Here is a 13,411-nt window from a genome sequence, read left to right as displayed (position 1 = left end):
CATGGGCAGGCTGGACGGCAAGGTTGCGGTGATCACGGGAGCGACGAGCGGGATCGGATTGCGCACTGCGGAAGTCTTCGTTGCCGAAGGTGCCAAAATTGTGATCGCGGGCCGGCGTCTACCGGAAGGCGAGGCGCTGGCGAAGCAGCTCGGGGCCAATTGCGTCTTCCTCCAAACCGACGTCACAGTCGAGGCGCAGATGCAGGCCCTGATCGCGCTCGCCGTGGACAGGTTCGGCCGCATCGACTGCCTGTTCAACAATGCCGGCGGTCCGGCGCAGACCGGCGGCATCGAGGGCCTCGAGGTCGAGCGCTTCGACGCGGCGATGGCGACCCTCGTGCGCAGCGTCATGCTCGGCATGAAGCACGCCGCGCCTCATATGAAGAAGCAGGGGAGCGGCAGCATCATCAACAATGGCAGCATTGCCGGACGTCTCGCCGGCTTCTCGTCCTCGATGGTCTATAGCGCGGCCAAGGCCGCGGTGATCCATCTCACCAAATGCGTGGCGATGGAGCTCGGCGAGTCCAATGTGCGCGTCAACGCGATCTCGCCGGGCGCGATCGCGACCGGCATTTTCGGCAAAGCGCTGGGGCTGTCGACTGATGCCGCGGAGAAGACGCCTGCGGTGATGCGCGAGGTCTACAAGACCGCGCAGCCGATCCCGCGCGCCGGCCTGCCCGACGACATTGCCCAGGCCGCAGTGTTCCTGGCCAGCGACGAATCCAGCTTCATCAACGGCCACGACCTCGTCGTCGACGGCGCCATGACCGGTGGCCGCAACTGGAGCCAGCAGCAGCAGGGCTATGTGGCCTTGCGCAAGGCGTTCGATCAGGGGGCGTAAACAGGTCTCGTGCCCCGGACGCAGCGCAGCGCTTCTTCAGCGGTGCGCTGCAGAGCCGGGGCCCATCGCTCCGAACTGAACGCACTTCAGGATTCTGTGTCCCGGCTCGCGCTTCGCGCGTCCGGGACACGAGAAGCTCACACCGCCTTCACCCTCACCCGCAGCCCATCTCGTGGCTTCGGGATCGGCCACATCTGCCAGTCCGGCTTGTAGCCCGGCTCCAGCGACACTTCGAGGTTCTGCAGGAAGTGCCGCGCGAAGCATTTCGCCTGCATGTAGGCGAAGTGCAGGCCGAGGCACATATGCGCGCCGCCGCCGAACGGGACGAAGGCGAAGCGATGACGGTCGCGCTGGGCGTCCTCGGTGAAGCGCAAGGGATCGAAGCGGTCCGGCTCCGGCCAGATGTCCTTCATGTGATGCGTATAGAGTGGATTGACGCCGACCGCGGTGCCGGCGGGTATCGTAAAGCCTTTGAAGGTGAAATCGCGCATCGCGCGGCGCGGCATCGAGGGCACCGGCGGCTTGATCCGCAGCGCTTCCTTGAACGCCATCTCCGACAGCGGCATCTTCTCCAGATCGTCGAAGCTGCTCGGCGCTCCCGGAGCGAGCCCGAGCGCCAGAACTTCCGCGCGCAGACGGTCCTGCCAGTCCGGATTGGCGGCGAGCTCACCGATGAAGGAGGTCAGCGACGAGGTCAGCGTGTCGTGCGCCGCCATCATCAGGAAGCTCATGTGGTCGATGATGTCCTGCTCGGACAGCAGCGCGCCGTCCTCATGGGTGGCGCGGCAGAGCTGCGAGAACAGATCGTCGCCGCCGTGATTGCCGCGTCGTAGCGGGATCTGCTCGCGGAAATAGGCGACGATGCGCTTGCGCCCCGCAACGCCGCGCGCCATCTGGGTGCCGGGCAGGGGGCGGCGGATCGGCGCGACGGCAGCCGCGACCATGTCGACGAAGGCGCGGTTGATCTCGTCGACCTCCGGCCCGATGTCGGCGCCGAGGAAGGATGCCGCCGCGAGATCGAGCGTGAGCTGCTTCATTGCGGGATAGAGCTGCATCTCGCCGGGTTTGGCCTTCCACTCCGCGACCCGCGCGGCGATGCCACGGTCGAGATCGGCCAGATAGGATTTCATCGGTCCCGACTTGAACGCGACAGACAGCGCCTTGCGGTGCAGCCGGTGCTCGTCGAAATCGAGCAGCATCAATCCGCGCGGAAACAACAGGCCGAGCACCTTGTTCCAGCCATGGGTCGAGGAGAACAGTTTTTTCTGGTCGAACATCACGAGCTCGTTGGCCTCGGGCCCGAGCAGCACGACATTGGTCTCGCCGAAAATATGAGTGCGGTAGACCGGGCCGTATTTGGCGCCGTTCGCCTCGACATGGCCTTTGGGATCGGCCAGCACCTGAAAGGTCTTGCCGACGATCGGCCAGCCTTCGTCGCCGGGAATGTGCGTCAGGGCGTTGCGCTTGGGCGCGGTGTAATCGGGCGCCGTTGCGGCCACATTCTGCATCGACATGACGATTGCTCCGGTTGGCAGATTCCGCGAACATACCACGATCCGGCCGCGATGAGCTGCGGTCGTCTTACGCACAAAATCGTCACACCTACATCGTCGTCCCGGGCCCTGCGGAGCTGCGCGGTGGGGGGCCGGGACGACGAATGGCGACAGGCCTTCCCCGGTTATCCCCTCTTCGCCGCTTCCTTCTGCAGATCCGGCGCGTTGACGGCGGGAATGGCGACGCGGCCGGGGCCGGTCACCTTCAGCGCCTCGGCGGCTTTCTCGTTCTCCATGATCTTGGCCATCACCGCCTGTCCCGCACGCTCGAAGATGGCGCGGTTCTCGATCACGAATTTTTGCGACCTGCGCAGGCCGTCGATATAGCCGTTGATCTCGGGCACGACGTAGCGCGCGACCATGTCCCAGCTCCGGCGCGTATTTTCCGGATTGGCCCAGTCGTGCACGAAGCCGATGATGGCGCCGACGCCGCCCGACACCTGCATCACGTTCTTGATGGTTTTGACGAGATCGTCGGGCGTGCCGATGGTGGAGGCCGCGCCCTCGACGAAGGCAGTCTTGTCCACGGCCTCATCCGGCGAGGAGAAAGCGGTGAGGCCCGGCCGCTGCAGCGTGCCGACATTATATTCGTTGTGCCAGCGCATCAGCCCGGCGCCGGCCTCGCGGCGCGCCTGCTCGCGGGTCTCGGCGATGTGGAAGGTCAGCAGCACGCGCCAGTCGGCGCGGTTCACCGTGGTGCCGTGTTTCTTCGCGGCGTCCTCGGCGAACTGCCATTGCTGCTGCAGCGACATCAGTCCCTGCGTCGTCATCGAGCCCAGCGAGATGATGCCGATGCCGTATTTGCCGGCGAGTGTCATGCCTGAAGGCGAGATCTGCGAGGCCACCACGAACGGCATCTCCTCCTGCAGCGGCAGGATCTGCAGCGCGGCGTCGTTCATCGTGAACCAATCGCTCTTGGCGGTGACGCGCTCGCCGTTGAACAGGCGCCGGATGACGCCGATCGCCTCGTCCTGGCGGTCGCGCTGCGTCATCGGGTCGATGCCGAGCGTATGGGCGTCGGAGGCGAGCGCGCCGGGGCCGGAACCGAAGATGGCGCGGCCGCCGGTCATGTGGTCGAGCTGCACCATGCGTTGGGCGACGTTGTAGGGATGATGATAGGGCAGCGACACCACGCCGGTGCCGAGCTTGATCCGCTTGGTTCGCTCGCCGGCCGCCGCCAGGAACATCTCGGGCGAGGCGATCATCTCCCAGCCCGAGGAATGGTGCTCGCCACACCAGAATTCATCATAACCGAGCGCGTCCAGCTGCTCGACCAGGTCGAGGTCGCGCCGGAACTGGAGCATCGGATGCTCCCCGATCGGGTGATGCGGGGCAAGGAAGGCTCCGAACTTCAGACGCGCCATGACGTTTTCTCCGGCCTTTGATTTTCTGATTGTTGAGGCCACAAGGCTACGTGCCCGGGGGCACGAACGCAATCGCGCGGTCTCCCGTGCCACGGAATGCAGGCATGCGATGAAGCCAGGTTCTCCGTCATGGCCGGGCTTGGAGCCCGCGAATCTGACCTCCGAGGTAATCGCGACACCGTCCACGGTCTGAAATCATCGGGCAAGGATAGTCCCGGATTCTGCGCCGATGCACCAGATCGTCACGCGACAAGTCGATTCCTCCCGCCGCTGGTGGGTGCTGGCGATCGTCGTCGCCGCCCAGTTCATGTTCGGCGTCGATGCCTTCATCGTGAACGTCGCCATTCCCACCATCGCGGTCGAGCTGCGCGCGACGCCGGCGGAGATCGAATCCGTGGTCGCGATTTACTTGATCGCCTACGCCACGCTGGTCGTCACCGGTGGCCGTCTCGGCGACATCCACGGCACCAGGAGCGTGTTCCTGGCCGGTTTGCTCGGCTTCACCTTGACGTCGCTGTGGTGCGGCCTCGCGCATTCGGCTGCGGAGCTGATCATCGCCCGGCTGGCGCAGGGCGCGACCGCGGCGCTGATGGTGCCTCAGGTGCTGGCGACACTGCATCTGCTGTTCACCGACGAATCGCGCAGTCGCGCCTTCGCCATCTACGGCATCGTGCTCGGGCTGGCCGGCGCCGCAGGCTTCCTGCTCGGCGGTCTCTTGATCACGGTTGATCTGGCCGGCACCGGCTGGCGTTCGGTGTTCTTCGTCAACGTGCCCAGTGGCCTCATCATTGCTCTTGCCGCCTGGCGCATCATGCCGTCGGTGCCGCGGCGATCAGGCACGAGGCTCGACATCAAAGGCAGCTTGGTCCTGTTCGCGGGGTTGCTGTGCCTGATCGGCCCGCTGCTGTTCGGCCACGATGTCGGCTGGGCACCCTGGCTGTGGGCCGTGATGGCAGCCGGCGGCGTCGTCCTGGCCGCGTTCCTGAAGCTGGAGCATGCGGTCGCGCGTGCCGGCGGCATGCCGCTCATCGACCTCACGCTGCTGGCGGACGCTGCTTTCCTGCGCGGGCTCGGCGCCGCCTTCTTTTTCTTCCTCGCCAATCTCTCCTTCTACCTCGTCATGACGCTGTTCATGCAGCGCGGCCTCCACATCCCGCCGCTCTCCGCCGGCTTGGCCTTCATTCCGCTCGCGATCGCTTTCGTCGTCGCGTCGCGCCATAGCGGCGCGCGGACGCGGCATCGCGGCACCAAGGTGTTGATTGAAGGCTGCGCGGTTCAGATCACAGGTCTCGCCGCCCTCGCGCTCGTCGCAGGCTTTGTCGATACGCCGTCGCCGCTCCTGCTCGCCTTCACCATGATCGTCTTTGGCTACGGCCAGGGATTGGTGATGGCGCCGCTCTCCGGCGCGGTGCTCGCGACCGTGAAGCCCGTCGCCGCAGGCTCGGCCTCCGGCATCTACGGCACCACGGCGCAGATTGGAAATGCGGCCGGAGTGGCCGCAATCGGCGCGGTGTTCTTCGCGCTGGAGGCGTTGCAATCAGCGCGCGCAGGATTTCTGGTCTCGCTTGTGCTGTTTGTGACACTCATCATGATCTGCGCCGCATTTTTGTCGTGGCTGCGCCGCGCATCTGCATCAAGTTGAGGCATTACGGTTAATACGTGCGGATTCCCCCGTGATTTCCGTCGTTTTTCATTGGATTGACAGCGCACGGTCTTTTTATTTTGCAATGCAGCAACTATCTGGTTTGGCTGGACGTTGAACGTTGCCCACCAGGAATTTGCCGTGTCGTTAGCCAGAAATGTCGATCTGTTGAGACGTCTGCCGAGGCTGGACGGTCTGCGCTTTGCCGAGCTCGGTCGCCGCGCGGATGCGTCCAGTCCGTTGGAAGAGGTCACGGGCTTCGGCGACAATCCCGGAGCCTTGCGCATGTTCGCATTCGTCCCGGCGCGGTTGCAGAAGCCGCGTGCGCTGGTCGTCGTGCTGCATGGCTGCGGCCAGACCGCAGCGGCTTACGACCTCGGCGCCGGCTGGTCGACACTGGCTCAGCACTATGGCTTCGCGCTGTTGATGCCCGAGCAGCAGCGCATCAACAACGGCAATACCTGCTTCAACTGGTTCAACCCGGAAGACACGGCGCGAGGCAGCGGCGAGGCACATTCGATCCGCGAGATGATCGCGCACACGGTCGGGGCACATCGCATCGATCCCAGGCAGGTCTTCATCACCGGCCTATCCGCCGGCGGCGGCATGACGTCGGTGATGCTCGCGACCTATCCGGAAGTCTTCGCGGCCGGCGCGGTCATCGCCGGATTGCCCTATGGCATCGCCTCGAATCTGCGTGAGGCGCTCGACGGCATGTTTCATTCCCCGGTGCGTCCGGCGCGCGAGCTCGGCGATCTCGTGCGCAACGCCTCGGCTCATCGCGGCCCCTGGCCGAAAATCTCGGTGTGGCACGGCAGTGCCGACCGCACCGTCAATCCCGGCAACGCCAACGAGATCGTCAAGCAATGGCTCGATCTGCACGATCTGCCGGAAGCGCCGATGGCGGAGACCAATGTCGACGGCTATCCGCGCCAGGCCTGGTGGGGCAGGGACGGCGAGACCCTGGTCGAGTCCTACGCCATCACCGACATGGCGCATGGCACGCCGCTTGGGCTCGCCGACAACGATCAGCGCTATGGCGTCGAAGGCGCATTTCTGATCGAAGCCGGCATTTCCTCATCCTACCACATCGCAAAGTTCTTCGGCCTCACCGACTGGATCGCCGACGCTGCAAAGGCGGAAGCCAAGCCTGTCGCGAAGCCGGCACTTTCACCCGCGCCGCATCTCGCCCGCTCGATCCGCACAGCGGTTGCTGACGAGTCCGCCGAGCGGAAGCAGGAAGCTCGCGGCTTCGACCTCGGCCAGATCATCACGCGCGCACTGACCGCTGCGGGGCTGATGAAGTAGTTGGACGACACGCATTTCAGCCGTTGTCCCGGACAAGCGCGCGCAGATCCGGGACCCATAGCCAAAGGACAAGTTGGGCACGAAGAGGTAGCTCCGAGTCCCCGTAACCACATCGCCGTGGGGTTATGGATCCCGGATCTGCGCTTGCGCTTGTCCGGGATGACAGCGGAGCCTGTCGTGGGCCTCACATCTCGCCGGTGATGAACGGATTGGTCATCCGCTCCTGGCCGATGCTCGAGCCTGCGCCGTGGCCGCAGATGAAGCCGACGTCGTCGCCGAGCGGCAGCAGCTTGGTCAGGATCGAGTTGATCAGGGTCGCGTGACTGCCGCCGGGCAGATCGGTCCGCCCGACCGAGCCGGCGAACAGAACGTCGCCGACATGGGCAAAACGCAAGTCCTTGTTGAAGAACACCACGCTGCCCGGTGAATGGCCGGGGCAATGCAGGATGTCGAACGAGAGATCGCCGATCGACACGGTGTCGCCCTCGTTGAGCCAGCGGTCCGGCGCGAAGTTGCGTACGCCGGTCATGCCGAAGCGCGCGCCGCTCGCGACCACATTGTCGAGCAGGAACTTGTCCGCTTCGTGCGGCCCCTCGATCGGCACCTTCAGCGCATCGCGCAAATCCGCGGCGCCGCCGACATGGTCGATATGGCCATGGGTCAGCCAGATCTTCTCCACTGTGACGCCGGTCTGCTTGATGGCGTCGAGGATCTTCGGCACGTCCCCACCGGGATCGATCACCACGGCCTTCTTGGACGGCTCGTTCCAGATGATGGTGCAGTTCTGCTCGAACAGCGTCACCGGGACGATGATCGCGCCGGCCTTGGCTTGCGAGGAGTCTTGAGTGTCATTTTGCTCGGTCATGGCGCCACAATGCCGATTTTTGCCATGCCGCCAAGCAAAAGATTCGGGTGAAGGCCCCGGGGAACGATCGTTCCCCGGGCCCCTGCGATTACCGCTTGATCTGCGCCTTCAACGTCTCCCGGACGACACCGTCGAAGGTCGAGGCCTTGGGCGATTTCGCCGCCTGCTCGGCGATGTATTTGTCGCGCTGGCCGACCAGCGCGGTGAGCTTCTCGTTCAAGGCCTTGCGCTGCCCGACCTGCCTGGCCACCTCGGCCTCGCGCTGCTCGGGCTTCATGGCGCGCAGATTGTCGGGCAGGTCGGCATCCTTGACCGCGGCGACGCTGGTGGTGCCCTTGGCCGCATCGGCGACGAGGTCGCCGCCGCCGGTGACCGCTTCGGAGGTCGAGGCGGATCGCTTGTTGATATAGCTCGCCATGTCGCTGGCCGTTGACGGTGCGGATGCCGCCACGCTGGCCGTCTGCCGCAGCTTCAGCTCGGTGTGCCGTTGCCGCTCGCGCGGGCCATAGGGGATCACCGTGTCGTTGAGCTGCTGTTGCAGGATGATGATGTCCTGGTCGTACGGCGTCTCGATCACCACGACCTGCCCGCCATCCTGCGGAATCGGGATGAAGCGGCCGCTGCCGATCTGGGCGATGTCGCGCCACACCCGCTCGGTATCGCGGGCATCGCCGGCGAGCACGGCATTGACGATGATGTCCTTCTGCCGGGCGACCGCGAGGGTGGTCGGATATTTGGTGTCCTGCGCGTAGTCCATGTGCGGCGGGGCATCGCCGACCAGGAAGACGATGTGCCTGACGTCGCCGCCGGCGGTCCATTGCAGCTTGTTGACGGCGACGTCGAGCGCCTCGTTGACGCTTTCGGGCCAGTCGCCGCCGCCGCGCGCCTTCAGCTCCAGCAAATTGGCGTAGAGATCCTGGATATCGCGGGTCAGCTCGATCTTCGACGTCACGTAATCGTCGCCGATGTCGCGATAGGCGACGAGGCCCATGCGGATGTCGGCGTCCGGATTGGAATCGACGATCGTGGTGGCGATCGACCAGATCTTGCGCTTGGCACCTTCGATCAGGCGGGCCATCGAGCCCGTGGTGTCGAGCACGAAGGCGACCTCAACGGTTGGCTTGGCCTGGGCGGGAGACAGTCCTGCCGCAAGCGGCATGGTGGCGAGTGCGAAGGCGAGCGAGCACAGTGTGATGCGTGACCTCATCGGGTCCCTCCAGTGGTTTCGTCCCTCGGAACCAAGGTTCCACTGGCATCGCGGTGGCCTGAAGCCGGAACGAAGGCGCAACCGGCGCGAAATTGCGGCGTTTCCCGGGGAACCCTGAACATGCGGCGTCGGACGACGGCATGCCGCGCTGCACGCGTCACATCGCCGTCCCAAAGCCCTGTTCGTTTGTCCGTTCCTGTGAACCGCTGGCGCGATCCGGCGTTGCTGTCCGCGCGAAGGACATTCGGGGGACGATTTGGCTCAGGGCGACGACAATTGGTGGCGCGACGGCATCTTCTACCAGATCTACCCGCGCTCGTTTCAGGACTCGAACGGCGACGGCGTCGGCGATCTCGCCGGCATTTTGCGGCGGCTGCCTTACGTGAAGTCCCTCGGCGTCGACGCGATCTGGCTGTCGCCGATCTTTCCCTCGCCAATGGCCGATTTCGGCTACGACATCTCGGACTACACCGGGATCGAGCCGCTGTTCGGCACGATGGCGGATTTCGATGCGCTGATCGCAGCCGTCCATGACAACGGCCTGAAGCTGATCCTCGATCTCGTGCCGAACCACACCTCCGATCAGCATCCCTGGTTCGTCGAGAGCCGCGCCTCGCGCGACAATCCCAAGCGCGACTGGTACATCTGGCGCGATCCAGCGGGCGACGGCGGCGTGCCCAACAACTGGCTGTCCGAATTCGGCGGCAGCGCGTGGGCTTTCGACGAGACCACGGGTCAGTACTACTATCATGCCTTCCTCGCCCAGCAGCCCGATCTCAACTGGCGTAACCCGGATGTCCGCAACGCCATCTACGACGCGATGCGGTTCTGGCTGGAGAAGGGCGTCGACGGCTTTCGTGTCGATGTGATCTGGCATTTGATCAAGGACGCCGAATTCCGCGACAATCCGCCGAACCCGCATTATGTCGAGGGCCGGCCGCCGAACGAAAAGATCCTGACGCAATATTCCACCGACCAGGACGAGGTGCACGACGTCATCGCCGAGATGCGGCGCGTCACCGATGCCTATCGCGCGCGCGTTCTGATCGGCGAGATCTATCTGCCGCTGCACCGTCTCATGGCCTATTACGGCAACGACCTCACCGGCGCGCAGATGCCGTTCAATTTCGCGCTGCTGTCGACCTTCTGGAGCGCGCGCTCGATCGAGAAGATCATCGAGGATTACGAGAAGGCGCTGCCGCGCGGCGCCTGGCCGAACTGGGTGCTCGGCAACCATGATCGTCCGCGTGTCGCCAGCCGCATCGGCAGCGACCAGGCCCGCATCGCCGCCATGCTGCTGCTGACGCTGCGCGGCACGCCGACGCTCTATTATGGCGACGAGATCGGGATGCACCAGGTGGCGATCGCGCCGGAGGACGTGCGCGATCCCTTCGAGAAGAACGTGCCCGGCATCGGCGTCGGCCGCGACGGCTGCCGCACCCCGATGCAGTGGGACGCGACCGAATTTGCAGGCTTCTCCACGGCGCGGCCGTGGCTGCCGCTGCCGGAGCATTATGTGCGTGACAATGTCGTCAATCTCGAAGCCGATTCTCGCTCGATCCTCAGCCTCTACAAGCGTCTGATCGGCTTGCGGAAGAGCTGTCCGCCGCTGGTCGCAGGCGAGTATCATCCGATCGCCGCGCAAGGCGACCTGCTGGTCTATCGCCGCGAGGCCGAGGGCTGGGCGGTGATCGCGGCGCTCAATCTCGGCCCGGACCCGATTGCGGTGACGACGAGTGCGATCAAGTTCGGCAGCAGTATCTTGCTGTCGACGTTCCTGGATCGCGAGGGCGAGCGGATCGAAGGCGTGCTCGATCTCAGGGGCAATGAGGGCGTCATCGTCGCTCCACCTGCGCGCGCTCCGGAATGACGAGCCCCATGGAATCGGCTATCCTTCCACCCATGGACAACGCCGCCCGCAACATCGCCCTCGTGCCACCACCCGATCGCCGCCAATCCGAGACGGCGCTCGCGATCGCGCGCGGCACGTCGCGGCTGCTGCGCTCGCTCGGCTTCTCCTGCATCAGCGAATTGCCGTTGCCCTCGGGCCGGCGCGCCGATCTCGTTGCGCTGAACGAGCGCGGCGAGATCTGGATCGTCGAGATCAAATCGTCGGTGGAGGATCTGCGCGCCGACCAGAAATGGCACGAATACCGCGCCCATTGCGACCGGCTGTTCTTCGCCTTCACGCAGGATCTGCCGTGCGAGATCTTTCCTGCGGAGACCGGCCTGATCGTCGCCGACGCCTATGGCGCGCACATGCATTGCGAGGCGCCCGAGCACAAGCTCGCCGCCGCCACGCGCAAGCAAATGACGGTGCGGTTTGGAATGGCGGCGGCGCTGCGGATCAACCGTCTGGTCGATCCGCAAGGCCATGCGGAGTTCTGGGAGTAGCGGCGGCCTCGTGTCCCGGACGCGCTGCAGCGTGAAACGCTGCTGCGCAGAGCCGGGACCCAGAAGGTTAAATGTATGCTGAGTCATGGGCCCCGGCTCTGCAGCGCACCGCTGAAGAAGCGCTGCGCTGCGTCCGGGGCACGAGAGCCGTTGAAGCTTACCGCGGCGCGCGCTTGGCCAAAATGCGCTGCAGCGTCCGGCGGTGCATGTTGAGGCGGCGCGCGGTTTCCGAGACGTTGCGGTTGCACATTTCGTAAATGCGCTGGATGTGCTCCCAGCGCACGCGGTCGGCCGACATCGGATTGGCCGGCAGTTCGGATTTCTCCGCGCTGGTCGACAGCAGCGCGGCGACGACGTCGTCGGCGTCCGCGGGCTTGGAGAGATAATCGATCGCGCCCATCTTCACCGCGGTGACGGCAGTGGCAATGTTGCCGTAGCCGGTCAGCACGATCGCCCGCGCATCCGGGCGCTTCTTCTTCAGCGCCGAGACCACATCGAGGCCGTTGCCGTCGCCGAGCCGCAAGTCGACCACGGCGAACGCGGGGGCCGCCTTGCCGATCTGCGCAAGACCGTCCGAGACGGTGTCGCATGACGTCACCGCAAAGCCGCGCGTCTCCATGGCGCGCGACAGGCGCTCCAGGAACGGCTTGTCGTCTTCCACGATGAGCAGCGAGCGGTCGGTCTGTTCGTTCAGTTCGGCGATGGCGTTCAAGGTTTTTTCCTCTCTCCAACGCGTCTACATATGGCCTCGCAATCGGGCGGTGCCAAGGCCGCCGATAGTCGATCGGCCCCGTCGTGCGACGCAAGGTCGCGGCCTATCCTATTGTTTCTTCGAGCGCCTCGATAGCCTCAAAACGCTCTCGCGGCCACGTGATGTGGACCACCGCGCCGTGTTCCGGGAAGGTCCGGTTGGTAAACGAGACCTTGGCGCCGGTGCGCTCCAGCAAGGTGCGCGCGATGAACACGCCGAGCCCCAGGCCGCGCCGCTCGCCGCCGCCGTCATCCTGGGGGCGCCGCCGCGACAGATAAGGCTCGCCGATCCGGTTCAGGATGTCGGGGGGAATGCCGGGGCCGTCGTCGGAGATCACGAGCTCGATATTGTCCTTGTTCCACCACGCGTTCACCTCGACGGTGGTATGGGCGAAATCGACCGCGTTCTCGACGATGTTGCCGACGCCGTAGAGGATCGCCGGATTGCGTGAGCCGACCGGCTCGGACACGGCGGCAACCGCGATCCGCACCTTGATCTCGACGCCGAAATCGCGGTGCGGGGCCACCACCTCCTCGATCAGCTCCGACAGCTTCATGCGGTCGAACGGTGCGTCGGTGGAGAGCTGGGTGATCTTGCTCAGGATGTCGCGGCAGCGCTGGGTCTGCTCGCGCAGCGTCTTCAGGTCGGCGGCGATGCTGGCGTCCTTCACCGTCTTTTCCAGCTCGCGCGAGATCAGGAAGATCGTGGCGAGTGGCGTACCGAGCTCGTGCGCGGCGGCAGCGGCAAGCCCGTCGAGCTGGGTCAGGTGCTGCTCGCGCGTCAGCACCAGCTCGGTCGCGGCCAGCGCGTCCGCGAGCTTGCGCGCCTCTTCCGTCACCTGGAACGAGTAGAGGCTGGTGACGCCGATCGCGAGCACGATCGAGAGCCAGACGCCGACCAGATAGATCGGCGGCAGCACCAGCGGATCGTCGGAATCCCAGGGCAGCGGCAGATGGAAGAAGAACAGCACCGAGGCGCAGGCCACGGCGAGCACGCCGAGGCCGAACGTGAAGCGTGCCGGCAGCGCCGTGGCCGAGATCAGCACCGGCGCGAGGAACAGGAACGAGAACGGGTTCTGCAAGCCCCCGGTGAAGAACAACAGGCCGGCCAGTTCCACGATATTCAGCGCCAGCAGTCCGGCCGCCTGTATCGGCTCCAGCCGGTGCATCGGATTGGCTGCAGTCTGGAGTGCCAGATTCAGTGATGCCGACAGGGCGATGATGCTGACGCAGGGGACGATCTCGACGTTGAATTCCAGACCCTGTGCCACGATGAAGATTGCGGCCAGCTGGCCCAGCACCGCGAGCCAGCGCAGCCGCAGGATTGTATCGAGGCGGATATGCCGCTGCGCATGGCGGAAGTTGGAGGCGGCAATTTCGGTCATATCGGCCAATGTGGCGGTGCCTTCTAAGCTCACAAACGCTGGGCTCGCGGAACCACCGGATTACAAGCCTTGCGCTCCCTGCCGCAATAGCAGAAGAACGGT

At 65.1% G+C, this 13,411-nt stretch carries 11 protein-coding genes; 5 read left to right on the top strand and 6 right to left on the bottom strand.

The window, feature by feature from the left end:
- Position 1: 1 nt before the first annotated feature.
- Positions 2-841, top strand: a complete 840-nt coding sequence (locus TSA1_RS12035; RefSeq protein ID WP_100176551.1) for an SDR family NAD(P)-dependent oxidoreductase — start codon at positions 2-4, stop codon at positions 839-841.
- A 137-nt stretch (positions 842-978) separates the two neighbouring features.
- Here TSA1_RS12035 and TSA1_RS12030 read toward each other — a convergent pair whose 3' ends face one another.
- The gene (locus TSA1_RS12030; RefSeq protein WP_100176550.1) at positions 979-2,355 is read right to left on the bottom strand and encodes a cytochrome P450; all 1,377 of its coding nucleotides are present in this window, start codon (positions 2,353-2,355) and stop codon (positions 979-981) included.
- 164 nt (positions 2,356-2,519) lie between these two features.
- Positions 2,520-3,758 (bottom strand): LLM class flavin-dependent oxidoreductase, encoded by a 1,239-nt coding sequence (locus tag TSA1_RS12025; protein WP_100176549.1) that lies wholly within the window; start codon positions 3,756-3,758, stop codon positions 2,520-2,522.
- Positions 3,759-3,987: 229 nt separating this feature from the next.
- On the opposite strand from TSA1_RS12025, the gene TSA1_RS12020 reads away from it, so the two are divergent.
- Positions 3,988-5,400 (top strand): MFS transporter, encoded by a 1,413-nt coding sequence (locus tag TSA1_RS12020; RefSeq protein WP_100176548.1) that lies wholly within the window; start codon positions 3,988-3,990, stop codon positions 5,398-5,400.
- A 141-nt stretch (positions 5,401-5,541) separates the two neighbouring features.
- Positions 5,542-6,708 carry an extracellular catalytic domain type 1 short-chain-length polyhydroxyalkanoate depolymerase gene (locus TSA1_RS12015; RefSeq protein WP_100181089.1) on the top strand — a complete coding sequence of 389 codons (1,167 nt, stop codon included), beginning with the start codon at positions 5,542-5,544 and terminating at the stop codon, positions 6,706-6,708.
- Between the two features lie 184 nt (positions 6,709-6,892).
- Here TSA1_RS12015 and TSA1_RS12010 read toward each other — a convergent pair whose 3' ends face one another.
- Both TSA1_RS12010 and TSA1_RS12005 read right to left on the bottom strand, forming a co-directional pair.
- Entirely contained in the window at positions 6,893-7,573 is a 681-nt protein-coding gene (locus TSA1_RS12010; RefSeq protein ID WP_100176547.1) for an MBL fold metallo-hydrolase, read from the bottom strand.
- Positions 7,574-7,661: 88 nt separating this feature from the next.
- Entirely contained in the window at positions 7,662-8,780 is a 1,119-nt protein-coding gene (locus TSA1_RS12005; protein ID WP_100176546.1) for a vWA domain-containing protein, read from the bottom strand.
- Between the two features lie 256 nt (positions 8,781-9,036).
- Between TSA1_RS12005 and TSA1_RS12000 the strand changes: the two genes are divergently transcribed.
- On the top strand, positions 9,037-10,650 hold the full coding sequence (locus tag TSA1_RS12000) for an alpha-amylase family glycosyl hydrolase (protein WP_100176545.1): 1,614 nt from the start codon (positions 9,037-9,039) through the stop codon (positions 10,648-10,650).
- Between the two features lie 32 nt (positions 10,651-10,682).
- Positions 10,683-11,174: an MmcB family DNA repair protein gene (locus TSA1_RS11995; protein WP_100176544.1), complete on the top strand. Its 492-nt coding sequence runs from the start codon at positions 10,683-10,685 to the stop codon at positions 11,172-11,174.
- 157 nt (positions 11,175-11,331) lie between these two features.
- Here the strand turns inward: TSA1_RS11995 and TSA1_RS11990 are convergent, their stop codons facing one another.
- Positions 11,332-11,886: an ActR/PrrA/RegA family redox response regulator transcription factor gene (locus TSA1_RS11990; RefSeq protein ID WP_097661536.1), complete on the bottom strand. Its 555-nt coding sequence runs from the start codon at positions 11,884-11,886 to the stop codon at positions 11,332-11,334.
- Positions 11,887-11,989: 103 nt separating this feature from the next.
- Positions 11,990-13,309 (bottom strand): ActS/PrrB/RegB family redox-sensitive histidine kinase, encoded by a 1,320-nt coding sequence (locus TSA1_RS11985; RefSeq protein ID WP_100176543.1) that lies wholly within the window; start codon positions 13,307-13,309, stop codon positions 11,990-11,992.
- Between the last annotated feature and the right edge of the window lie 102 nt (positions 13,310-13,411).

This window comes from Bradyrhizobium nitroreducens (genome assembly GCF_002776695.1).
GTDB lineage: Bacteria > Pseudomonadota > Alphaproteobacteria > Rhizobiales > Xanthobacteraceae > Bradyrhizobium > Bradyrhizobium nitroreducens.
Note: the sequence above shows the minus strand (reverse complement) of the source record. Positions and strands in the feature narration are given on the sequence as shown.